The sequence below is a fragment of the Roseateles puraquae genome, assembly GCF_002205845.1.
In the GTDB taxonomy this organism is placed as follows: domain Bacteria; phylum Pseudomonadota; class Gammaproteobacteria; order Burkholderiales; family Burkholderiaceae_C; genus Pelomonas; species Pelomonas puraquae.
The window spans coordinates 1,086,024-1,109,376 of record NZ_NISI01000001.1; the positions used below are offsets into that span (position 1 = coordinate 1,086,024).

23 protein-coding genes are annotated in these 23,353 nt (G+C 68.9%); 14 read left to right on the plus strand and 9 right to left on the minus strand.

Annotated elements, in window-relative coordinates; all coding sequences use genetic code 11:
- Positions 1-32 precede the first annotated feature (32 nt).
- Complete coding sequence (locus CDO81_RS04970) at positions 33-464, plus strand: DUF1841 family protein (protein WP_088482446.1); 432 nt, start codon at positions 33-35, stop codon at positions 462-464.
- Between the two features lie 51 nt (positions 465-515).
- Here CDO81_RS04970 and CDO81_RS04975 read toward each other — a convergent pair whose 3' ends face one another.
- From CDO81_RS04975 to flgA, 3 genes are all read right to left on the minus strand, one after another.
- A complete protein-coding gene (locus tag CDO81_RS04975) occupies positions 516-905 on the minus strand; it encodes a hypothetical protein (protein WP_088482003.1) in 390 nt (129 codons plus the stop codon).
- A gap of 3 nt (positions 906-908) precedes the next feature.
- Positions 909-1,244, minus strand: coding sequence for a flagellar biosynthesis anti-sigma factor FlgM (gene flgM, locus CDO81_RS04980; RefSeq protein ID WP_088482004.1), 336 nt, complete (start codon positions 1,242-1,244; stop codon positions 909-911).
- A gap of 138 nt (positions 1,245-1,382) precedes the next feature.
- Entirely contained in the window at positions 1,383-2,078 is a 696-nt protein-coding gene (gene flgA, locus CDO81_RS04985) for a flagellar basal body P-ring formation chaperone FlgA (protein WP_088482447.1), read from the minus strand.
- Between the two features lie 145 nt (positions 2,079-2,223).
- Here flgA and flgB point away from each other — a divergent pair, with 145 nt between their 5' ends.
- From flgB to CDO81_RS05020, 7 genes are all read left to right on the plus strand, one after another.
- Positions 2,224-2,637, plus strand: coding sequence for a flagellar basal body rod protein FlgB (gene flgB / locus CDO81_RS04990; protein ID WP_088482005.1), 414 nt, complete (start codon positions 2,224-2,226; stop codon positions 2,635-2,637).
- A 17-nt stretch (positions 2,638-2,654) separates the two neighbouring features.
- Positions 2,655-3,071 carry a flagellar basal body rod protein FlgC gene (flgC, locus tag CDO81_RS04995; protein ID WP_088482006.1) on the plus strand — a complete coding sequence of 139 codons (417 nt, stop codon included), beginning with the start codon at positions 2,655-2,657 and terminating at the stop codon, positions 3,069-3,071.
- A 21-nt stretch (positions 3,072-3,092) separates the two neighbouring features.
- Entirely contained in the window at positions 3,093-3,734 is a 642-nt protein-coding gene (locus CDO81_RS05000) for a flagellar hook assembly protein FlgD (RefSeq protein ID WP_088482007.1), read from the plus strand.
- A 31-nt stretch (positions 3,735-3,765) separates the two neighbouring features.
- Positions 3,766-5,103 (plus strand): flagellar hook protein FlgE, encoded by a 1,338-nt coding sequence (flgE, locus tag CDO81_RS05005; protein WP_088482008.1) that lies wholly within the window; start codon positions 3,766-3,768, stop codon positions 5,101-5,103.
- 25 nt (positions 5,104-5,128) lie between these two features.
- Positions 5,129-5,860 carry a flagellar basal-body rod protein FlgF gene (flgF, locus tag CDO81_RS05010; protein WP_088482009.1) on the plus strand — a complete coding sequence of 244 codons (732 nt, stop codon included), beginning with the start codon at positions 5,129-5,131 and terminating at the stop codon, positions 5,858-5,860.
- Between the two features lie 274 nt (positions 5,861-6,134).
- Positions 6,135-6,917: a flagellar basal-body rod protein FlgG gene (flgG, locus tag CDO81_RS05015; RefSeq protein WP_088482010.1), complete on the plus strand. Its 783-nt coding sequence runs from the start codon at positions 6,135-6,137 to the stop codon at positions 6,915-6,917.
- 110 nt (positions 6,918-7,027) lie between these two features.
- Positions 7,028-7,699 carry a flagellar basal body L-ring protein FlgH gene (locus CDO81_RS05020; RefSeq protein WP_088482011.1) on the plus strand — a complete coding sequence of 224 codons (672 nt, stop codon included), beginning with the start codon at positions 7,028-7,030 and terminating at the stop codon, positions 7,697-7,699.
- 115 nt (positions 7,700-7,814) lie between these two features.
- Here CDO81_RS05020 and CDO81_RS05025 read toward each other — a convergent pair whose 3' ends face one another.
- Genes CDO81_RS05025 through CDO81_RS05050 form a run of 6 tightly spaced genes read right to left on the minus strand, consistent with a single transcriptional unit; the run spans position 7,815 to position 13,803 of the window.
- Positions 7,815-9,074, minus strand: coding sequence for an amidohydrolase (locus CDO81_RS05025; protein ID WP_088482012.1), 1,260 nt, complete (start codon positions 9,072-9,074; stop codon positions 7,815-7,817).
- 21 nt (positions 9,075-9,095) lie between these two features.
- Complete coding sequence (locus CDO81_RS05030) at positions 9,096-10,448, minus strand: hypothetical protein (protein WP_144397137.1); 1,353 nt, start codon at positions 10,446-10,448, stop codon at positions 9,096-9,098.
- Positions 10,449-10,474: 26 nt separating this feature from the next.
- Positions 10,475-11,326 (minus strand): ABC transporter ATP-binding protein, encoded by an 852-nt coding sequence (locus CDO81_RS05035; protein WP_088482014.1) that lies wholly within the window; start codon positions 11,324-11,326, stop codon positions 10,475-10,477.
- Positions 11,323-11,742, minus strand: a complete 420-nt coding sequence (locus CDO81_RS05040; RefSeq protein WP_088482015.1) for a GntR family transcriptional regulator — start codon at positions 11,740-11,742, stop codon at positions 11,323-11,325. Before CDO81_RS05040 ends, CDO81_RS05035 begins: the two co-directional genes overlap by 4 nt.
- Positions 11,743-11,791: 49 nt before the next feature.
- Positions 11,792-12,712 (minus strand): glucosamine inositolphosphorylceramide transferase family protein, encoded by a 921-nt coding sequence (locus CDO81_RS05045; protein ID WP_088482016.1) that lies wholly within the window; start codon positions 12,710-12,712, stop codon positions 11,792-11,794.
- Positions 12,712-13,803, minus strand: coding sequence for a glycosyltransferase (locus tag CDO81_RS05050; protein ID WP_088482017.1), 1,092 nt, complete (start codon positions 13,801-13,803; stop codon positions 12,712-12,714). The genes CDO81_RS05045 and CDO81_RS05050 overlap by 1 nt, the downstream gene beginning before the upstream one ends.
- 427 nt (positions 13,804-14,230) lie before the next feature.
- Here CDO81_RS05050 and CDO81_RS05055 point away from each other — a divergent pair, with 427 nt between their 5' ends.
- From CDO81_RS05055 to CDO81_RS05080, 6 genes are all read left to right on the plus strand, one after another.
- Positions 14,231-15,286, plus strand: coding sequence for a flagellar basal body P-ring protein FlgI (locus CDO81_RS05055; protein ID WP_241516893.1), 1,056 nt, complete (start codon positions 14,231-14,233; stop codon positions 15,284-15,286).
- A 172-nt stretch (positions 15,287-15,458) separates the two neighbouring features.
- Positions 15,459-16,337, plus strand: a complete 879-nt coding sequence (flgJ, locus tag CDO81_RS05060) for a flagellar assembly peptidoglycan hydrolase FlgJ (protein WP_088482019.1) — start codon at positions 15,459-15,461, stop codon at positions 16,335-16,337.
- Between the two features lie 20 nt (positions 16,338-16,357).
- Positions 16,358-18,340, plus strand: coding sequence for a flagellar hook-associated protein FlgK (gene flgK, locus CDO81_RS05065; protein WP_088482020.1), 1,983 nt, complete (start codon positions 16,358-16,360; stop codon positions 18,338-18,340).
- A gap of 18 nt (positions 18,341-18,358) precedes the next feature.
- Positions 18,359-19,570: a flagellar hook-associated protein FlgL gene (gene flgL, locus CDO81_RS05070; RefSeq protein WP_088482021.1), complete on the plus strand. Its 1,212-nt coding sequence runs from the start codon at positions 18,359-18,361 to the stop codon at positions 19,568-19,570.
- 115 nt (positions 19,571-19,685) lie between these two features.
- Positions 19,686-20,870, plus strand: coding sequence for an EAL and HDOD domain-containing protein (locus CDO81_RS05075; RefSeq protein WP_088482022.1), 1,185 nt, complete (start codon positions 19,686-19,688; stop codon positions 20,868-20,870).
- 20 nt (positions 20,871-20,890) lie between these two features.
- A complete protein-coding gene (locus CDO81_RS05080) occupies positions 20,891-23,341 on the plus strand; it encodes a PAS domain-containing sensor histidine kinase (RefSeq protein WP_088482023.1) in 2,451 nt (816 codons plus the stop codon).
- Positions 23,342-23,353 lie beyond the last annotated feature (12 nt).

Here is a 23,353-nt window from a genome sequence, read left to right on the forward strand (position 1 = left end):
CACCGGTGAACCGTGGCAGCGACAATCGCGGCATGTTCGCCCCGTCCCAGCTCGAAGTCCGGCGCTTCTTCTGCGCCACCTACCGCAAGTGGCGCGATGGCGCGCCGCTGATCCCGATGGAGGCGATCGCGGCCGACTGGATCGCCGAGCACCCGGAGTACCACGACGATCTGGCCGACGAGGCCGCCGCGCTGGAGAAGGTCTACACGGTCGAGGAAGGCCGCACCAACCCCTTCCTGCACCTGTCCATGCACCTGACCATCACCGAGCAGCACGCCATCGACCAGCCCTCGGGCATCCGGCAGGCGGTCGACCTGCTGTCGGCCAAGCGCAATTCGCGCCACGAAGCCCACCATGTGGCGATGGAGGCCCTGGGCGAGATGATCTGGGCGTCGCAGCGCAGCGGCCTGCCGCCGGACGGCCACGCCTATCTCGACAAGGTGCGCCAGGCGGCCACGCGCTAGAAGCGACAAAGCCACCCGCAGGTGGCTTTGTTCTTTCAGGCGGGCCGGCGATCAGGCCTGGAAGCTGCCGCCCGAGGAGCTGCGGCGCTCGGCCTTGCCGCTGGCGCCGTACAAGCCCGTGGGCTCGCTGGGGATCAGCACGTCCAGCGCGCGGTCGAGCGAGGCGTTGCCGCGCGCCAGGGTCTCGCGCTGGGCGGCGAGCAGGCCACCGGCACGCACCAATCGGTTGCGCAGGGCGGCCGGCACGCCGCCGGTGCGGGCGGCTTCGCTGAAGCGTTGCACCGCGCTGGCGAGATGCTGATGCAGTTCGGCCGCGTGCTGCTCGATGGCGGCCGCGTCGCGACGCGACAGCGCATCACCCAGTTGATTGAGTGCCGCCTCGACGGCCAGCAACGGCTGCTCGAGTTCAGGGCTCAGCGAGGAGGCGGTGACAGCGGTCATGGTTCAGTGCTTGTTGGCGCGCGCGTCGAGCAATTCTTGCGCATTCGCGACCAGTTTGTCGGCAATCGCCCGGGCGTTGACCGTGAACTTGCCCTCACTGATGGCCTTGGCGATGCGGTCGACCTTGGCGGCATCGAAGCTGCCGTCGTCGGCGTTGGTGCCGCTGGCCGCCAGCTTGGCGGTGCTGGAGATGGCGACCTGGGTGCTCGGCGCGGGTGCTGCCGTGGACGTCGTGCGGGCGGCGTCAGAGCTGCCCGCGGCCTCGGGTTTGCGTGCCGCAGGCCGTTGCTCGACCTTGGTCGAGCTGGCGCTTGCGTCAGGGCTGTTACCGATCTTCATGGGCTTCTCCAGGGTGCGGGGCGGACCCCGCCGGGGGCATTACAGCGGAGTTTCCCCTTGTATCGGCCCCGCAGGCGCCAACTTGAGCGGGAACTGGCCGGTTTTTCCGGCCAGTTGTGACGATTCGTGGCGCTTTTCTCACAGCGACAGCTCCACGCGTCGCTCAGCCACGGCCCGGCCGCTGGCCACTCGGCCGCTCTCGAAACGCACCCGCACCTCCTGGCCCTCGAACCCCGGCGTCAGCGCCTGGGCCTCGGAAGCCACCGAGAACCCCTGGCCGACGGCCAGCACCTGCACGGTCTCACCCGCGGCAAACCACTGGCGCGACTTGAGGGCCGGCGCGCGCACGGCCTCGGCCGCCTGCAAGGGGCGACCCAAGGTGCGGCCGATGAGCAGGGCCGGGTCGGTGAACACGGCACCCGGCTCCGCAGCAATGTCGATATCGGCCAGGGCCAGATGTTCTTGAGACAAATTCACGCCGGCCGGCAGTGGGCCGTTGGCCACGACGGCCCGGCCGAACACCGACACGCGGATCGGCAGCGTCACGTTCCAGCGCGCCATGCCATCGGTGCAGCGCAGGCCGATACGGCTGCGCCCCCACACCGCCATGCCGGGTGGCAGATAAGGCTGCACCTGTTGGCAAGGCGCCAGGCGAAGCCGGGCATCCAGCGCACCAATCTCGACCGCGACACGCGTGTTGGGCGGGGCCGCGGCCCGTGCGGCGGTCTCCGCCAGCGTGCGCACGCGCTCGACCAGGGCGGGGTCGAGCACGGTCTGCGCCGGCGCCGCCAGGGCGGCCAGCAGGCAAGCGACGAGCAGGCTGAGGCGAATCATGGCCGCCACTCTAGAGACGGGTCGGCAGCGTCTAGGCCCGAATTGAGCGGCTTTTGCCCCGCTGATCCCGCTCATGTTTTCGGGCCCGGTTCAGACAATTTGCGAGAAGAGCCATCCCGGCCCTGCCCCTCGAAAGAGGCCCTCGATGTTGAACCGACTCACCGACTCGCTGAACTTCCAGACCCAGGCGCTCACGCTGCGGGCGGAGCGCCAGCGCCTGCTCGCCAGCAACATCGCGAACGCCGACACGCCGGGCTACCAGGCGCGTGAGATCGACTTCGCCAAGGCCCTGCGCGAGGCGACGGGCGAAATCGCCACGGCGGGCGCCTTGCAGACCACCCAGCGCGGCCACATCGCCCCGCTGGCGGGCGCGCGCGGCGAGAGCGGCAAGGAATACGCGCTGCAATCCCAGACCAGCCTGGACAGCAACGGGGTCGACATGGACCGCGAGCGCGCGAGCTTTGCCGACAACACGGTCAAGTACGAGGCGACGTTGCGCTTCATCAACGGCTCGGTGCGCACTGCGCTGGACGCGATGAAGTCGCACAACCAGGCCTGAACGAGGAGTAGACGGCCATGTCGATGTTCCAGATCTTCAACGTTTCCGGCAGCGCCATCAGCGCGCAGAGCCAGCGCCTGAACGTGGTGGCCAGCAACCTGGCCAATGCCGACACGGTGGCCGGCCCGGACGGCCAGGCCTACAAGGCGCGCCAGGTGGTGTTCCAGACAGCGCTGATGGGCGCCGGCAACGACAGCGGCAACGCCGGCGTGCGCGTGACCAACATCTCTGAAGACCAGACCCCCGGCCGGCGCGTGCATGACCCCAAGCACCCGCAAGCCGATGCCGACGGCTATGTGACCTACTCCAACGTGAACCCGGTGGAAGAGATGGTCAACATGATCTCGGCCTCGCGCTCCTACCAGAACAACGTCGAGGTGATGAGCACGGCCAAGAGCCTGCTGCTCAAGACCCTGCAAATGGGTCAGTCCTGACCGCCGAACGAAAGCTAAGCCATGGATGTCACCGCGCTCAACGGCACCAGCACGCCGACCCAGACGACCTCGGCCAAGAATGCCGCCGAGACGCAGGACCGCTTCCTCAAGTTGCTCGTCGCGCAGATGAACAACCAGGACCCGCTCAACCCGATGGACAACGCCCAGGTGACCAGCCAGATGGCGCAGATCCAGCAGGTGACGAGCCTGTCGACGCTGGACACCAGCATCAAGCAGCTCGGCAGCCAGCTCGGCCAGATGCAGGCGCTGCAGTCGATCTCGCTGGTCGGCCGCGAGGTCAGCGTGCCGGGCAACAAGCTGCAGGTGACCGACGGTGTGGCCGAGGCGAGCTACGAGCTCGATGGTGCCGCGCAGAGCGTGAAGCTCGAGATCCTGGGCCCGGCAGGCAACGTCATCGACACCCAGCAGCTCGGCGCTCAGAGCAGCGGCCGCCAGGCCTTCACCTGGAACGCCGGCAAGCTGGCCGCCGACGGCAGCGAGGTGCAGTACCGCATCACCGCCACCAACGGCACCAAGGCCGTGACCAGCACCCTCTACGCCCACGACAAGGTGGACGCCGTCTACAGCGAGGGCGGCACCCTCAAGCTCAATCTCGCACGCCTCGGCCCGGTGGACTACACGGCCGTGTCGTCCGTCAACTGACCCAACCCCGCTCGACAGCAAGGACTCCCCCATGAGCTTCCAGCAAGGCCTCTCCGGGCTCAACGCCGCGTCCAAGAACCTCGACGTCATCGGCAACAACATCGCCAACTCAGGCACCTACGGCGCCAAGGGTTCGCGGGCGGAGTTCTCCGACGTGTACGCCGCCGCGCTCAACGGCGCGGGCCAGAACCAGATCGGTATCGGCACCTCGCTGTCCACCGTGGCCCAGCAATTCACGCAGGGCAACATCACGACGACCGAGAACCCGATGGACCTGGCCATCAACGGCGGCGGCTTCTTTCAGGTCAGCGACGGCACCAACCCGACGCGCTACAGCCGCAACGGCCAGTTCAAGGTCAGCAAGGACGGCTTCATCGTCAACAACGACGGCTTGAAGCTCATGGGCTACCCGGCCAACGGCGCCGGCGTCATCCAGCCGGGCACCGCCCAGCCGCTGCAGCTGCCCACCGGCGGCATCCCGCCGGCCGTCACGTCCACGGTGAAGATGGAGTTCAACCTGGACTCCCGCCTGAAGGTCACCGCGCCGAGCAACGGCACCGCCACCGGCATGGACCTCAAGGACAGCACGACCTACAACAACGCCACCTCGCTCACCGTCTACGACGCCAAGGGCCAGGACGTGGCGGTGACCTTCTACTTCCAGAAGTCCGCCACCAACGCCGCCGGCGAGGACGTCTGGAACGTCTACGCCACCGCCAACGGCACGCCGTTCGACACCGATGCCACGGGCGCCGCCATCGCGCTGGACGCCAACGGCAACCCGACCACGCCCTACACCACCATCACCTTCCCGGCCACGGGCGGCTCGCCCTCGGCCATCCTGGGCAGCAGCGCCACGCCGCCGGGGGCGATCACCATGCCGGTGCCCGCCGGCACCAGCACCCGGGGCAACACGACGCTGGCCATTCCGAACATCCAGCTTGACCTGAGCGGTGCCACCGAAAACGGCAGCAGCTTCGCGGTGACCAACCTGACCCAGGACGGCTATGCCCCGGGCCAGCTGACCGGCATCCAGGTGGCCAACAACGGCATCATCCAGGCGCGCTATTCCAACGGCCAGAGCAAGCCGGCCGGGCAGATCGAGCTGGCCAACTTCCGCAACCCGCAGGGCCTGCAGACCATGGGCGGCAACGTCTGGATCCGCACGGTGGCCTCGGGCGACGCGGTGGTGGGTGTGCCGGGCGACGGCAACATGGGCTCGCTGCAGTCGGGCGCGCTGGAAGAAAGCAACGTGGACATCACGGCCGAGCTGGTCAACATGGTGACCGCCCAGCGTGCCTACCAGGCCAGCGCCCAGACGATCAAGACGCAGGACCAGGTCCTGCAGACCATCGTCAACCTGCGCTGATCGCAACCCGGGCTGAGGGCGCACGATGGACCGCATGATCTACCTGTCGATGGCCGGCGCCAAGGCGGCCATGCAGCGCCAGGATGTGCTCTCTCACAACCTGGCGAATGTCACGACCAACGGCTTCCGGGCGGAGCTGCAGGCCTTCCGTGCGGTGCCGGTGCGGGGCGACGGCGCCTCCACGCGCGCCTTCGCACTCGAAACCACCATTGGCTACAACGATGCCCCCGGGCCGCTGACCCCCACGGGCCGCAACCTCGACGTGGCCATGCAAGGCAAGGCCTGGCTCGCCGTGCAGGCCAACGACGGCACCGAGGCTTACACCCGGGCCGGCTCGCTGGACGTCAACGCCGAGGGCCTGCTCGTGATGCGCAACGGCATGCCGGTGCTGGGCGACGGCGGGCCGATCAACATCCCCCCGAACAGCACCGTCGAAATCGGCAGCGACGGCACCATCAGCGCCAAGGCGCCCAACCAGCGTCCGACCACCGTGGGCCGGCTCAAGCTGGTCACGCCCGAGGCCACACAGCAGCTCACCCGCGGCGACGACGGGCTCTTCCGCGCCGCCGATGGCGACCTGCCGGCCGACCCGGCTGCGCGGCTCCAGGACGGTGCGCTGGAGGGCAGCAACGTCAGCCCGGTCGAGACCATGGTCGCCATGATTGCCGCGGGCCGCCAGTTCGAGCAGCAGATGAAGCTGCTGCAGATTGCCCAGACCCAGGGCCAGCAATCGGCCAAGCTGCTGGGCTCGACTTAAGGAACGGGGCCTGGTCATGCGAGGGAAATCCATGCGTTGCCACTCAAAAGCCCGCGAGCAAGGCGCAAGGTCGACGCTGGGGTCATCCCCAGCGAGGCCTTGCAACGCCGCACGCGGGCTTTTGAGTGACAACCCTCCGGGAGAGGGTCTGCGCGGGCACATGGCGTCGTTGCGCGCCTTGCCTGGGCACGAGCCCAGGCGGCGTCGCCCGCCTAGCCCTGCACCCGCGCAGACCCTCTCGCATTGATTTCCCTCGCATGACCAGGCCCCCACCATGATGCGCTCGCTCTGGATTGCCAAGACCGGCATGGAAGCCCAGCAGACCCAGCTGGACAACATCTCGCACAACCTCGCCAACGTGGCCACGAATGGCTACAAGCGCTCGCATGCGGTCTTCGAGGACCTGATCTACCAGAACCTGCGCCAGAGCGGCGCCAACACCACCGAGCAGACGGTGCTGCCCACCGGCCTGCAGGTCGGCCTGGGCGTGCGCCCGGTGGCCACGGCCCGCATCTACACGCAAGGCAACCTGCAACAGACCAGCAACAACCTGGACCTGGCCATCAAGGGCGATGGCTTCTTCCAGATCCAGATGCCCGACGGCACCACGGCCTACACCCGTGACGGCAGCTTCCAGCTCAATGCCAATGGCCAGATGGTGACGAGCAACGGCTACACCGTGCTGCCGGGCATCACGATCCCGAACAACGCCCAGAGCCTGACCATCGGCAACGACGGCACCGTCAGCGTCACCCTGCCCGGCCAGACCGCCCCGCAGACGGTGGGCCAGCTGCAGCTCGCCAACTTCGTGAACCCGGCCGGCCTGGACCCCAAGGGCCAGAACCTCTTTGCCGAGACCGCGTCCAGCGGCACGCCCAACACCGGCGCCCCCAACAACAACGGCATGGGCGCGCTGCAGCAGGGCTTTGTCGAGACGTCCAACGTCAACGTGGTGGAGGAGCTGGTGCAGATGATCCAGACCCAGCGCGCGTACGAGCTGAACTCCAAGGCCGTGCAGACCTCGGACCAGATGCTGCAAAAGCTGGCCCAGATCTAAATCCCTGAACAAGGCCACAGAGACAAAGAGACACATAGAAGCTGGCATTGACCCATCGCCTCCGTATCTCTGTGCCTCTGTGGCAGAAGCCGACCTCGCCGGAGCACCTCATGAAACACCTGCTCACCCTCCTCGCTGTCACGCTCGCTCTGGCCGGCTGCGCCACGCCCTACCCCGAGCCGCAGGTGGAGCTGGCGCACACGCCGGTCGTCAACCTGCCGCCGGTGCAGCCGCTGGCGCCCACCAACGGCGCGATCTACCAGGGCGCGAGCTACCGGCCGCTGTTCGAAGACCACCGCGCCCGGCTGGTGGGCGACACCTTGACCATCAACATCACCGAACGGGTGTCAGCCACGCAGACCAGCACCAGCGAGCTGAGCAAGTCGGGCAGCCTGTCCGCTGGCGTGACGGCCCTGCCCGGCATTGCCGGCAACTCCTTCGGCAAGGCCAGCGCCGGCGCCACCTCGGCCAATGACAACAAGGGCAAGGGCAGCAACCAGAACACCAACGAGTTCACCGGCGCCATCACGGCCGTGGTGACGGCGGTGCTGCCCAACGGCCACCTGATGATCAGCGGGGAGAAGCAGATCGGCGTGAACCGCAATGTCGACGTGCTGCGCTTCTCGGGCCAGGTCGACCCGCGCGCCATTGGCCAGGGCAATGCGGTCGCGTCCACGTCTGTGGCCAATGTGCGCATCGAGCAGCGCGGGCGCGGGCCCACGGCCGATGCCCATGCCGTGGGTTGGTTGTCGCGCTTCTTCCTGAACATCGCACCGAGTTGAGGGCCCACCCCCTACCGGCTTCGCCGGCCCCCTCAAGGGGGCGCTTGCGGCTGCCCGGCAAAGCCGGATCAGCGCAAGCCGCTGGAGAGGGAGCGGCGCGGTGCGCGCTCCGGGGTCAGGATTGGCGCTGAGCGAGGTAATCCACCGCCAGGTGCGCCAGGGCGCGCACGCCCACCTCCAAGCCGCGCTCGTCAACGACGAAGCGGGGCGAGTGGTTGGAGTAGGCCTGGCTGGGGGCGATCTCGGGCGGCGTGACGCCGACGAAGAAGAACAGGCCCGGGATCAGGCGCTGGAAGAACGAGAAGTCTTCCGCGCCGGTCGCCTTGGGCACCACCTCGATGCCCATGGGTCGCGGGCCGGTGCTGGCCACGCGGGTGAGCGTGGGCACCATTTGCTCGGTCAGCACCGGGTCGTTGCGGGTGACCGGGTAGTTCTTGGTGATGCAGACCTGGCAGCTCGCGCGCGAGGCGGCCGAGATGCCTTCGGCCAGCTGGGTCACGCGCTCGTGGATGGCATCGCGCATGCCTTCGTCAAAGCTGCGGATGGTGCCCCGCATCTCGACGGTGTCCGGGATGATGTTCTCGCGCACACCGCCCTTGATGGCGCCGATGGTCACCACCGCCGGCTCGCGGTTCAAGTCCAAGGTGCGGCTGACGATGGTCTGCAGGCCCAGCACGATCTGCGCCGAGGTCACGATGGGGTCCACACCGAGCCAGGGAGCCGCGCCATGCGTCTGCTTGCCGCGCACCGTGATCTTGAGCTTGTCGGAGCTCGCCATCGTCGGACCGGGCCGGTAGCCGATGACGCCCGCCGATTGGCGCGACGTCACATGCAGCCCGAAGATGGCGCTGGGCGTCGGGTTCTCCAGCACGCCCTCCTTGATCATCAGCGCCGCGCCGCCCTCTTCGCCCTCGGGCGGCATCTCCTCGGCCGGCTGGAAGATGAACTTCACGCTGCCCGGGATCTGCTCACGCAAGCCGGCCAGGATGCTGGCCACGCCCATCAGGATGGCGACATGGCAGTCATGGCCGCAGGCATGCATGACGCCCACCTCCTCGCCATTCCAAACGGCGCGTGCTTTGGACGCGAAGGGCAGCTCCACCTCCTCGGTCACCGGCAGGCCGTCCATGTCGGCCCGCAGCGCCACCACGCCGCCCGGCCGCCCCCCCTTGAGCAAGCCCACAACACCCGTGTGAGCCACGCCGGTCTTGACCTCGTCAAAGCCCAGTGCACGCAGATGCTCGGCGACGATGGACGCGGTGCGGAACTCGCGATTGCCCAGTTCGGGATGCTGGTGCAGGTCACGCCGCCACGCGATGACCTGGGCTTCGATCTGGGCAGCGGCGGTGTCGATGGCGGCAGCGAGGGTTTGCATGCCCGGGGACGCTAGCACGGCTCATCCGTGTTCGGCCAGTGGATTCAGATCACGCCGCGACCAACGTTGCACGGCCGCGATGCCGAACGCAACGGACAGCAACAACTGCACCGCCAGCCACGCTGGGCCGCGCACCAGCGGGTGACCTTCCAACGCCGCCAGCAAGACCATCGCCAACAACCCGCATCCCACGCCGAGGGAGCCGATCAAGAGCCCGCGCGGATGGTTGCGCCAGGCGCGCAGCAGCGCAGCGGTCGTGCTGGCCAGCGTCACATCGCCCAGCACCGTCAGCCAAGTTCCCTCCATGAGCGCCCGTTCGTTGGGCGCCGCAACCAAAGCGGCCGTCACCACCACGGCCGTCAACCAGAGCAGACCGAACACCAGGTTGGACAGCACCAGTCGCACTGCCCAACGCCGGAGTGACCAGGAGCCCGGCGCCAGACGCTGCCGCCAGTGCAGGCCGGGATGCCACAGATGGCCCCCGGCCAACACGATCAACAGGGCGATCCAGGCGGGATAAGCAAGCACGCCCAGTCCGTGGATGGGCCGGCCCCAAGCCTGTGCCGCCCAGGCGTGGGGGTTCACCACGGCCTGGACCAATACCAAGGATGGGAAGTACAACGCAGCCGAACGCCATTGCCAGAAAGCGCCTGTCGCCGGCCCGCCGAGGCCGCCATCTGGCGCTGTGCCATCCGTGAAGGGCAGCAGTGTCCCACCTCGCAATGCGGTGCGCACGGGGGGTCGCAGCGAGGCGACGGGGATGCCCACCCACTGCGGCCGGCCTCTGCCCAGCTGCCTCGGGAGCGCCCACCAGACCATGCCCAAAGCCAGCAGAGCCATCGCCGCAAGCCACGGTGACTGCGCCAGCACCAACCGAAGCGAGCCCAGGTCTGCCAAAGCCAACCCCAGCACGCACCAGCCCCACAGCACCCAGCGGTCCGCCAGGCCACGCCACGCCAGCCCGCACCACGCGCCCAGCGCCTGCGCCGCCAGCAACAAGGCCAGCACAGCCAGTACCGCTTGCGGCACCCGGGCCAACGACAGGGACAGGCCCACCTCCGCGCGCACGGCCAAGGCCAGCAGCCCCAATATGCCGACCGCCCCCGTCACCCACAACTGCAGTCGCATCCGCCGACGCGCCAGCGCCTGGCCACGGGAAGGTGCGACCCTGGACCGCCACCGCGCTGTCCAGACGGCGGCAGAGGACGTGGTCATGGCGGCGGACAACGCCAGCAGCACGGCCTGCAGGCCCAGCAGGCCGTGCAGCAGTGGCATCGGCACGGTTGAAGCGCCAACGGCCATCACCAGCGCGAGCAGACTCACCAGCCCCGGCCCCAACAAGCCGACATCGGTCAACCCGTCTTCCAGCCCCACCCGAGGGTCAGCAAGGAACGTCGTGTTCATGTATTGAGCAGCTCCATCACGTCGGTCATGTCCACGGGTAGCCCGTGGGGCGCCGCTCGGTGACGGGTGTCCACCAGCAACTGCCCGCCCTCCCGCGCTGACCAGTGCAGTTCGCCCGGCGCCCAGACAACCGGCGCGTGGGCGCAGGGCAGACGCCGCACGTGCTCCAGCAGATCGTCCCAGCGCATGAAGAGCTGCCGCCGGCCTTCCCTCATGAACAGCACATGGCTGACGATTCGCTCCAGGTCGCTCAGCAGGTGACTGGAAATGAGGACGGTGCGCGGCACCTCTCGCTGCCGCAAGGCGAACAGCGCGCGCAAGACGTCACGCCGTGAGATGGGGTCCAGGCTGGCCATGGGCTCGTCCAGCAAGAGCAGATCAGGGTCATGGCACAACGCCAACACCAAAGCGAGCTTTTGCTGATCACCCAGGGAGAGCGAATCCGCGCGCTTGCCCAGGCTCAGGTCAAGCCGTTCCGCCAGCGAACCGGCGACGCGCAGATCCACACCCCGGTAGACCGCAGCCATCTGCTCCAGATGCGCCAGTCCTGTCAGGCCACGGAAGAGGTCCGGCGTCTGTGCCATGTAGCCCAGGCGATCCTTCACGGCATCGGGGAGGTCCAGGCTGGGCGCACCCAGCAGCATGCTGTGGCCACCCGCGGGTGTGACGAGGCCGAGCAAGGCGCGGATCAAGGTGGTCTTGCCAGCGCCGTTGCGCCCCACCAGACCGACCACGGCCCCCTGCGGCACGTCCAGATCGATGCGATCGAGCGCCCGGGGGCGGCCAGACGGGCTGGCACCACCCGAGCGCTCGACGGTGAGTTGGCGTGCCTGGATAGCGTCGCTCATGCGTTCTCCTTGTCGGGGTCGAGGGATGCCAGGGCCTGCTCGAAAGCAGCGAGGGCGCGCGCGGGTCGGATGCCCAGTTGAACCGCCTGGCGAGCCACTGCCTCCAACGCAGGCTGAAGCAACGCCAGGCGTTCGGTGGCCCGCGACGTGGGCGTCACGCTCTCGGCCACCACCATGCCGACACCCCGGCGACACGCGAGCAGTCCTTGCGCTTCGAGCAGGCTGTAGGCCTTGCTCACGGTCATGGGGTTGATGGCGTGCGCCTCTGCCACGGCGCGCACGCTCGGAAGTTCTGCTCCCGGTGCCAACCGCCCGCTGGCGACGAGGCGCTGAACCTGCTCCACCAATTGGCGGTAGATGGGGGTCGCCTGGTGCGGCTGAATGTCGAAGGCGACGGTCGGGTCCGAGGGCGGCATGTGTATCAGCGTATTGCCACTGCAATACACCGAGCCACCCCTCCCTAGTTCAGATACCCACCAACCGCCTCAGGCGCCGCTTCAAATCCAGCCACTGCCGCCCTCGCGAGCGGTCGATGCGCTTGACGTCGATCAGCGTGAACGGCCCGCAGCCGGAGAGTGTGTGCAGACCAGCGGTATGCGTGCTGCTGACGAGGTCGCCCGTCAGCCGCTCCGTGCCGGCCTCGATGGACACCTGCGCCGGGCTCAGCACCGGAAAGCGCAGCAGCCGCGTGGCGCCGCCGTAGCCGGTGGCGCTGTCCTGCACCGGCAGGGTCAGCACGCCATCGTGGCCGATGAAGGGGCGCCCCGCCGGCCGGGCACCGTTGCGGTTGACGCGCACCGGGTTGCTGGGCAGCGGCGTCCAGGGGCCGGTCAGTGCGGGCGCGTGGGCCATGTGGAGTTCACGCTGGTCACGGGCGCCGGGGCCGACCAGCGTGTAGAACATCCACCAACGCCCCTGATGCTCGATCAGCGACGCATCCGCGCCGGGCACGCCGCCGATCAGCGCGCCTTCACGCCGCCAGTGGTCCAGCGAGTCGTCCGTCGCACGGTAGAGCGCGATCTCGCCGGCCTGGTAGGTCTCGGGCACCATCCAGGTCTGGCCCCCGTACTCGAACACCTGCGGGTAGGACAGGTGAAAGGGCTGGCGCATCACCGTGGTGCATCCCTGCCACTGCAGGTCGGCCAGGCGCAGGGCATGGCGCTCCAGCGTGGCGCGCTTCACGCGGTAGTCGTAGGCCTCGACGAACACATGCAGGGTCTCGCCCCGCACCAGGCCGAAGGGGTCAGCCAGGTAGCGCCAGCGGCCGGCGTCGGGCAGCCAGGTGATGCGGTCGCGGGCCGCGGCCAGGGTGTCGGGGGTGACGTCGGCCAGCGCCAAAGGGACAATGCCGACCTGCCAGAAGTCGGTGCGCGGGGGCCGCAGCATCAGGCGCGCCAGCCGGCGTAGACCTCGTCCTGCTCCTCGAAGGCCTGGGCGCGCTCGGCCCGGTGCAGCATCACGTCGCGGTAGAAGCTCAGCGTGCGCGCCACGGCATGACCACGGTCGTAGGCGGCGGTGGCGTAGCTCACCTGGCGCTCGGCTGGCGACAGTTGGCGCAGCCGGGCCACTTCCTCGGCCAGTGCGGCACCCAGTGCGGCAATGTCGCCCACCGGCGTCAGCCGCGCGGGCTGGCCGGCGAGCATCTCGCAGGGCCCCTGCGTGGCGGTGGACAGCACCGGCCGGCCGGCGCGCATGGCTTCCAGGATGGCCAGCGGGAAGGCTTCCTCGCGCGAGGGCGATACAAACAGGTCGAAGGCTTTCAACGCCTGGTCGACGTCGCTGCGGTAGCCCAGCAGACGGATGCGGCCATCGCCGGCAGCCAACTCGCGAAGCCGGGCCTCGTCCGGCCCTTCGCCCAGGATGACGAGCACCGCGTCAGCCGGCGCGTGCGACTTGAAAGCATTGATCAGCAAGTCCATGCCCTTGCTGGGGTGCAACCGGCCGACGCTGCCGACGAGCATCTGGTGGGGGGCCAGGCCCAGTTCCGCCCGCAGGTCGGTGCGCCGCGCGGCCGCCGCGGGCTCCCGCTCGGGAGCCCAGTTGTAGATGACGCTGGCCAGCGCGTCACTGGCCGGCAGGTTGTCGTGCTGCGCCCGGTTCACGCACACCAGGCCGTCCAGGCTGGCGTGATGGTGGGCTTTGTAGCCCACATGCAGCGTGCCCACGCGGGCCGCACTGCGGGCATGGGCAACCGCCTTGCACGCCGGGCCGAGATGGCCATGGCAGACATCCGCGCGCAGCCGGCGCACCAGCGCGGCCACCCGCCAGCCCCGCATCAGCGGCAGCGCCAGGCCATGGAAGCGCACCGCAGGCGACAGGGCAGCCTCGACCGCCGAGCCGGCAGAGCCAATGACGTGCACCCGGTGGCCGAGTGCGGCCTGGGCATTGGCGAGGTCGATGCAGTGACGTTCACCGCCGGCGATGCGGGAGGAGAAGACGACGTGAACCAGGGTCAGCGGTTCGAAGGGCGGAGGCATGGCAGATCAGGTTCAGCGCGGTCGATACGCAAAACTTTACTGACCGACACATTCAGAAACCTGTCCCTCATCCCCCGCGGGCAGGTGGTCAAGATCGGTGATTTCCCGCGGATCGTCGGGGTTCACCCGGGGATCGGCGCCGATGCGCTCACCATGTGCCACGCTCTGCGTGCTTCGCCCGCCGCGTGAAGGGCCTCCAGGGCGTCCCGTCAACGGGATTGACAGGATGGCATGCGACCCCGCCACAAAGCTGAGTACAAGCTTGCATGGGCAGCTGCCCGATGACCGGGTTTGCCGGCAGGCAGCGCCGAAATGGGCGGCAGTCACCGCCTTTTTCTGTGGCTCGGCGGGCTCAAGCCTCCGCAGAATCTGCCGAGTGAAGATCCTGCAAGCCCTCCTCCTCAGCCTGGCCGTCGTGCTGGCGCCCATGGCACCGGCCAAGGCTGCGCGCATCAAGGAAGTCGCCACGATTGCCGGTGTGCGCTCCAACCCGCTGACAGGCTACGGCCTGATCGTCGGCCTGGACGGCACGGGCGACCAGACCACACAGGCTCCCTTCACCGGCCAGAGCCTCACCGCCATGCTGCAGCAGTTTGGCGTGTTGCTGCCCCAGGGCGTGACCATGCAGCCCCGCAATGTGGCCGCGGTGATGGTGACGGCCACCCTGCCGCCCTTCGCACAGCCCGGCCAGCAGCTCGACATCAATGTGTCGTCCATCGGCAATGCCAAGAGCCTGCGCGGGGGCACGCTGATCGCCACCCCGCTGCGCGGTGCCGACGGCCAGGTCTACGCGATCGCGCAAGGCAACTTGATCGTCGGCGGCGCGGGCGCGTCGGCCGGCGGCTCCAAGGTCCAGATCAATCACCTGAGCGCCGGCCGGATTCCGGCGGGCGCGCTGGTCGAGCGCGCCGTGCCCACGCCGCTGGCCCAGGGCGACAGCATCCAGCTCGACCTCAACAGCAGCGACTTCGCCACCGCACGCGCCGTGGCCCAGGCCATCAACAAGGCCAAGGGCAACGGCGTGGCCCAGGCGCTGGATGGCCGCGTCGTGCGCGTGCGTGCGCCCGCCTCGCCGGACGAGCGCGTCGCCTTCCTGGCGGACGTCGAGAACCTCGCCGTCGACCTGGCCGCGCCGGCGGCTCGCGTGGTCATCAATGCACGCACGGGCTCGGTCGTCATGAACCAGGCCGTCACGCTGTCCTCCTGCGCGGTGGCCCACGGCAGCCTGTCGGTGACGATCAGCTCCACGCCCATCATCAGCCAGCCCAATGCCCTGTCGGGCGGACAGACGACGGTGGCCGAGAAGGCCGACATCGCCATCCGCCAGGAGCCGGGCAGCCTGATCCAGTTGCCGGCCGGTGCGCGGCTGTCGGACGTCGTCAAGGCGCTGAACTCGCTCGGCGCCACGCCCCAGGACTTGCTCGCCATCCTGCAGGCCATGAAGAGTGCGGGCGCCCTCAACGCCGAGATCGAGGTGATCTGATGAGGAACGTGAGCCCCTCGCCCGGTCTTGCTCCCGCTGAACGCGGGCAAGCCCAGTCGGCCCCCCGCGGGGACGACGATGCTTGCCGGCTCGAACGGCAAGCACATCGCCTGACGGGCCGGCTTGGGAGCGGCCCGGCGCTCGGCCCCACCTCGGCTAAGAGGACACGGCCATGAGCAACAGCTTTCAATCCATTTCCGGGCAGAGCCTGGGCAGTGTCGACAGCCTCAACAACCTGAAGGCGCAGGCCTCGCGCGACCCCAAGGCCAGCATCCGCGAGACTGCGCGCCAGTTCGAATCGCTCTTCATGCAGGAAGTCATGAAGAGCATGCGCGCTTCCACCCTGTCCAGCGGCATGCTGGAAAACAACGCCACCCAGCTCGGCACCGAGATGCTCGACACCCAGTTCGCCGGCAAGATGAGCGGCCTGCCGGGCGGCCTGTCCGACGCCATCCAGCGCCAACTCCAGCGCCAGATGGGCATCCAGGACCTGACGCCGGAGAAAGTCCAGAAGGCCAGCCAGACCACGCTCGCCCAGGCGCTGCCGGCGCTCGCCACCAAGGGCATCCCCAACCACGTGCAGAGCTTCATCCAGCAGCACGACGCCGCAGCCCGCTCCGCCTCGGCGGCCACCGGCATCCCCGCCAGCTTCATGGTGGCCCAGGCGGCCCACGAAAGCGGCTGGGGCAAGCGCGAGATCACCGCGGCCGACGGCAGCAAGAGCTACAACGTCTTCGGCATCAAGGCCACACCGGGCTGGACGGGCAAGACAGTCGACGTGGTGACCACCGAGGTCATCAACGGCCAGGCCCACAAGGTGACGGCCAAGTTCCGCGCCTATGGCAGCTATGACGAAGCCTTCAAGGACTACGCACGGCTGATCACCAGCAACGAGCGCTATGCCAAGGTCGTGGCCCAGGCTCAGAGCGGCAGCGCCACAGGTTTTGCACGCGGCCTGCAGCAGGCCGGCTACGCCACCGATCCGGCCTACGCCGAAAAGCTGGCGAAGACCATCCAGACCACCCAACGCGTGCAAAGCACGCTCGCCTGAACCGAGGAAGGACCTGACCCATGGCCGGCTTGCTCACCCTCGGCGCCCGCGCGATGTTCGCCAACCAGGCGGCATTGCAGACCATCGGGCAGAACATCGCCAACGCCAATACACCGGGCTACTCGCGCCAGTCGGTCGTGCTGACGACCTCGGCCGGGCAGTTCACCGGCGCTGGCTTCTTCGGCAAGGGCGTGGACGTGCAGACCGTCGTGCGCGCCCACAACGACTTTCTGACCACCGAAGCCGCCAGCACCAAGAGCACGGCCATGGCCGACTCCACCCGGGCCGAGCAGATGACACGGCTGGAGAAGCTCTTCCCGCCCGGCAACGACGGCCTGGGCTATGCCGCCAGCCAGTTCCTGAATTCGATGGTCGACGTGACCAGCCGGCCCAACGACCCTTCGGCACGCCAGGTCGCGCTCGGCCGTGCGAACGAGCTGGCCGTGCGCTTCTCCAATGCCGGCCAGCAGATCACCGACCTGCAGGCCGGCGTGGTGAGCGACCTGAAGGCCAACGTCACCGTCGTCAACCAGTTGGCAGAGCAGATCGCCAGCATCAATGAGCAGATCGCCAAGACCAAAGGCACGGGCCACACGCCGAACGACCTGCTGGACAAGCGCGAGCAGATGATTTCGCAGCTGGGCGAGTATGTGGCCGTGACGACGCTGCCGGCGGACGACGACACCGTGGGCGTCTTCATCGGCGGCGGCCAGCGACTGGTGCTGGGCGGCCAGGCCTCCAAGCTTCAGGTCGGCAACGACCCCTACGACCCGCAGCGCGCCATCGTCTCGCTGACCGAAGGCAGCATCACCCGGCAGCTGGACGAAAGCGTGCTGACGGGCGGCTCGATGACCGCCCTGCTGACCTTCCAGAACAAGGACCTGCAGGATGCCAAGAACCTGCTGGGCCAGCTCGCCGCGTCGCTCGGCACGCGGGTCAACAACCAGAACGCCCTGGGCCTGAACCTCGCGAACCCGCCGGGCGCGGGCGGCAACATCTTCAACGTCGCCACGCCACGCGTGCTGCCGGCGGCGACGAACCAGCGCACCCCTTCCGGCGGCTACGTCAACGGCGTGTCGGCCAGCATCGTCGACGCGACGCAGCTGCAGGCCAGCAGCTACAAGCTCACCTCCAGCGTGTCGGGCACCTACGAGCTCACGCGGCTGTCCGACGGCCTGGTGCGCACCGTGGCAGACGGGGACACCATCGACGGCTTCAAGATCAGCTTCACGCCAGCAGCTCCCGCGGCGGGTGAGAGCTACCTGATCGAGCCGGTCGGCGCCGCGGCCGTCGAGATGCGCCGCACGCTGGACGACCCGGCCGGCATCGCCGCCGCGTCGCCGTTGACGGCCTCGGCCTCAGTCAACAACACCGGCACGCTGACCATCGACAGCATCTACGCCGTCAACACCAACTTCAGCTCGGCCAACGCGCCGATGACCGTGGACTTCACCGGGCCCGATCCGGCCAACGCCGGGAACGTGCTCTACACGCTGACCCTGGCCAACGGCACCGTGCTCAACGGCAGTTGGGCGCCGGGCCAGCCGATCGGCAACCAGCCGGCGTCGGGCATCGACCTGGGCTTTGAGCTGCGCACCAACGGCGTGCCGCGCGCGGGTGACAAGATCACGCTGGACCCGACCGTCTACACCAGCACCAACAACGGCAATGCCAAGGCCTTCCTGAACATCCAGTCGGAAGGCTTCGTGGGCCGCCAGCTGCTCACCAGTGGCGCCATCACGCCGGGCTCCACCATCAACGACGCCTATGCCGCCGCGATGAGCGAGATCGGCGCCCGGGTGCAGAGCGCCAACTACCTGTCCAGCGTGTCCACCAGCGTCGCCAGCGACGCCGAGACCGCCCGTTCGGGCCAGGCCGGCGTCAACCTCGACGAGGAAGCCTCCCGGCTGATGCAGTACCAGCAGGGCTACCAGGCCGCCGCCAAGGTGCTGCAGACGGCGCAGTCGCTCTTCGACGAGCTGATGCGCATCGCCTCACGCTAGGCCCGCGAGATCTAAGCCATGAGACTGTCCACCGCCAACCTCTACGACGCCTCCATCGCCAACCTGCAGCGCCGCCAGCAGGCCCTGCAGGAGCAGCAGCAGCAGCTGACCTCGGGCAAGCGCATCGCCACCGCCAGCGACGACCCGACCGGCGCGGCCCGTGCCGAGCGCGCCCTGGCCGCCATCGGCCGGGTGGACGCCAACCAGCGCGCGTTGGAAGCCAGCCGCAACAGCATGACGCTGGCCGAATCGGCCCTGGGCGACGCGAACGAGCTGTTGCAGCAGGCCCGCGAGGCGATGGTGGCGGCCGGCAACGCCAGCTACTCCGACGCCGAGCGCATGAGCCAGGCGAACAAGCTCCAAGGCATCCGCGACCAACTGCTGTCCATCGCCAACCGGCCCGACGGCTCGGGCGGCTACCTGTTCTCCGGCCAGGGCTCGTCCAGCCCGCCCTTCCTGGACCAGGCCGGCGGCGTGACCTACGTCGGCGTCGCCGGCACCATCCAGACGGGCAACCTGGACAACTTCCAGCTCAGCATCGACGGCCGTGCCACCTGGGAGCAGGCGCGCAGCGGCAACGGCACCTTCGTGACCGAACCTGCGGCCAACAGCGTCACCGGCAACCCGCCGCAGGCCTGGGTGGACTCCGGCCGCGTCATCGACCCGACCCTGGTCACCGGCCAGAACTACCGCATCGACATCACGGGCACCGCCCCGACCCAGACCTACGCGGTGACCAACACCGACACCGGCGCGGGCGTGAGCACCGGCAGCTACACCTCGGGTCAGGCGATCAAGTTCGACGGCATCAGCGTCGCCGTGACTGGCACGCCCGCCGATGGCGATGCCTTCACCATCGCACCGGCTACCAACACGCTCAAGGTGTTCGACGTGCTGGATCGGGCGATCAGCGAGCTCAAGACCCCGCTGCGCAGCAACGCGCAGATCGCGCAAAGCAATTCCGGCCGGCTGCGCGACCTCGACGCCGTCATGGGCGGCCTGCAGAACGTGCGCAGCCAGACCGGCGAACGTCTGAACAACCTGGACGGCACCGAAACCCGCCTGGCCGCCCTCAAGCAATACAACACCCAGGAAAAGAGCGCCGCCGAGGACATCGACATGGTGCAGGGCATCTCGGACTTCCAGAACCAGCAGACCGGTTATGACACCGCCCTGAAAACTTATGCCATGGTGCAGCGCATGTCGCTGTTCCAGTACATCCAGGGCTGATTGCGACCGGCGGGTGGCAGGCTTCCCGCCGCGGGCGTGAAGCTGTCACGCTTTGGCGCCACGACCGGCAGGCGACCGTGGCAGACTGCCGCATTCAACGCCTTCGCGCCGCGCCATGTCCGACAACACCCCTGCCGCTCTCGATCACGCCATCCTGCCTGGCATCGCGCTGGGCTACGCACCGGTCATCGACCGCCAGCGCGCCATTGCCGCCACGCGGCTGACGCTGGTGCCGCTGCGCGCTGAAGCCCGCACCGATCACGCGGAGCTACTCGCGGCGCTGGACGCCACCTGGCCCCAGGGTGGTGAGGTGATCAGCGCCCAGGGCGAGGCCCTGCTGACCGGCCTGCTCGGCCAGCCACCTGCGCAGCCGACGCAGATCGAGATTCCGGCCTTCTTCGCGGCGGACGCCGCCCATGCCGACGCCATCGGTGCGCTGAAGGCCGCCGGCCACAGCGGCCTGCTCAAGGGGCTGCCCAACGCGCCGCTGCCGGCCGCGGTGGCGGGTCTGTTCAAGCAGGTGGTGCTGGAGCCTGGACAGGCGGCACCGGCTGGCGTCGCCGTGGTGCATGCCGGCGTGCGCGGTGCCGAGGCGGTGGACGCCGCCTTCAACGCCGGGGCCGAGTTCGTCATCGGCTGGCCGATGGAGGGGACGTTCGAACCCGCGCCGGGCGCACCCAAGACCGAAGTGGCGGCCGACCTGCAGGTCATCGTCGAACTGATGTCGCGCGTGGACGAGGGCGAAGACGTCGAGCGCCTGGAGCAGACCCTCAAGCGCGACCCGAGCCTGGCCTTCAAGCTGCTGCGCTACATGAACTCCGCCGCCTTCGGCCTGCCCGTCGAGGTGTCGAGCTTCCGCCACGCCATCATGCTGCTGGGCTACAACCGACTCAAGCGCTGGCTCGCCCTGCTGCTGACCACGGCCAGCAAGGACCACAGCATGCGCCCCATCATGTTCGGTGCGGTGCGCCGCGGCTTGCTGATGGAAGAGCTCGCGGCCGGCATGGAAGACCGCGAGCAACGCGACGAGATGTTCATCTGCGGGTTGTTCTCACTGCTGGACCACATGCTCAAGTCGCCGTTCGAGAAGCTGCTGCAAAGTATCCCGGTGCCCGAGCGGGTGCGCCAGGCGCTGGTGGACGGCGACGGCCCCTTCCTGCCTTACCTGGAGCTGGTGCGCGCCATCGAGTCGGAGAGCGTGTTCGACTACCGCGAGCGCGCCGAAGCCCTGATGCTGGGTGCCGGCGAGATCAATGCCTGTGTGCTGCGGGCGCTGCACAAGGCCGCCCAGCTCGAATGAGCGCCGCGGACAGCTGAGCCATGTTCGGCCAGCCGCCTTCCGCCGCCCTGATCGACCTCGTCAGCGACCCGGTGCTGACGCTGCGCGGCGACCTCTCGGTGCTGCGCGCCAACCCGGCCGCCCGCGAATGGCTGGGCAGCGATGCAGGCGACGGCTGGCGGCTGCTGCGCCAGGCCGCTGGCATACGGCTCGAAACCTGGCTGCGCGATGCCACCCATGCCATCGACACCGGCCGCCCACCGCCCACCGCACCACCGCTGAAGCTGGCTGACGGCCAGCGCGCCACGCTGCACCTGCTGCGAGAACGCCCCAACTGGCTGCTGCACGCGCGACTGAGCGGCGGCGCCCATGACAGCGGCGAGCCGCCACTGGCCGAATGGCTGGCGTTGCAGCCACTGCCCGCAGTGCTGGCCGATGCGCTCACCGGCACGGTGCTGCGTCACAACGCCGCCTTCACCGCGCTGTGCAGCAGCGCCCCGCGGCACCTGAACGACCTGCCAGACCTGCTGCAGGCCCTGCTGGGCTGGCAGCGTGGCACGCCCCTGCCCGCGCTGACGGCCCAGCGCCCGCAGGACGCGGCCCTGCTGACCGAGGCGGAGTTCACCGACCCCCAGGGCCGCCAACGCTGGCTGCAGGCACGCCTGCGGCTGTGGCGGCACGACGGCGGCGCGCAGCTGCTGGCCGTGCTCGAAGACCAGAGCACCCTGCATGAGCGCGACCTCGCCCACCAACAGCTGGATGCGCTGATGGACACCGCGGCCGTGGGCCTGGCCACCTTCCAGCCCGAGGCCGGCTGGCTCAAGGCCCACCGCAAGGGCTCGCCCTTCAAGACTGGCAGCAAGCAACCCGTGGGGTCGCTGCAGGGCATCAATCGCGAGATCGTCGAGCCGGCGTCCCTGCCGGAGTTCGAGCGGCTGCAGCGCGCCCTCAAGCGCGGCGATGCGGTGGAGGTGCGCTATGCGGTGCGCCACCCTGAGCTCGGCCGCCGCTGGTTGCTGACCCGTGTGGCACCCGGCCTGCTGGCCGGCGGCCGGCGCTCCACGTCGGTCGTCACGCTGGACGTCACGGCCCAAGCCCAGGCCGAGAACGCCCTGCTGCTGCGCGCCGAGAGCGAACGCGCCGTGCTGGACTCGGTGCTGGTGGGCATCGTGACGGTCGGCCCCGGCGGCATCGAGTGGATGAACCGCTCCGCCCGCCGCATGTTCGGCTGCGAGCTCGAAGACGTACAGGGCCAGCCCATGGGCGTGCTCGCCCCGGAAGACGACGAACATGCCTTCCACGCCGAGCCCGGCGCCGACGTCTTCGAGTGCAAGCTGCGCGGGCGCGACGGGCGGGAGTTCTGGGTCATCGGCAACGCCGTGCAGACCCAGCGCGAGGATGGAGGCACCCAGACGACCTACGCGCTGCTGGACATCGACCGCCGCCGACAGGCCGAGGCCCAGAGCCGCCTGGCCCAGGCGTCGCTGGCCCGCATCATCGAAGGCGCGCCGATGGCCATCACGCTGCATGAGGCGCAAGGGCTGCGCATCGTCAAGCTCAACCATGCCGCCGCCCAACTCGCGGGCCGACCCGAGCAGGCCTTGCTGGGCGGCACGCCGGCGCAGCTCTTCGGTGCCGAGCCAGGCGCCCAAGTGGCCGCCGACATGCGCGAAGCGCTGGAATCCCGGAGCACCGTGCAGCGGGAGTACCAGATCCAGACGGGCGGCACCACGCGGCTGTGGGACACCCGGCTGCTGCACCTGGCCGGCGTCGGCGGCGATGACACGCCCGAGCTGCTGCTGCTCGTGGCCAGCGACGTGACCGAGCAACGCGCCGCCGAGCAGGCTCGGCTGCAGGCCGCCATCTCCCAGCGCGAGCTGCTGGTGCGCGAGGTGCACCACCGCATCAAGAACAACCTGCAAGGCGTCGCCGGCCTGCTGCAGCAGATCGCGGCGCGGCGGCCGGAAGTCGCCCCCGTCCTGAAGGACGCCGTGGGCCAGGTGCAGGCGATCGCGCAGGTCTACGGCCTGCAGGTCGGGGCCTCCGGGCCATTGCTGCTCAAGCGGGTGTTCGACGCCATCGTCGGCTCGGTGCAACGCATGCAGGGGCGCGTCATCACCACCATGGCCGAAGGCGGCGCGCTGCTGAACGATTGGTGCCTGCCGGAGGCCGAGGCCATCCCGATTGCACTCAGCCTGAACGAGCTCCTGGGCAATGCGCTGCGGCATGGCCAGGGTACCCAGGTGCGCTGCCAGCTCATCTGCGACCTGGCCGGCGTGACGGTGGAGATCGTCAACGCCGGCCGCCTGCCCGAGGGCTTCGCGCTGCAGAACGTACGCAGCGGGGTGTCGGGCCTCGGCCTGGTCCGCGCGCTGCTGCCGCGACGCAGCGCCATCCTCAGCCTGGAACAGCAGGGCGAGGACGTGATTTGCCGTCTGGAATTGATCCCGCCAAGCGTGGTTCACAATCCCGGCACAAAACACGTGGACTGAACGGCTGAACGA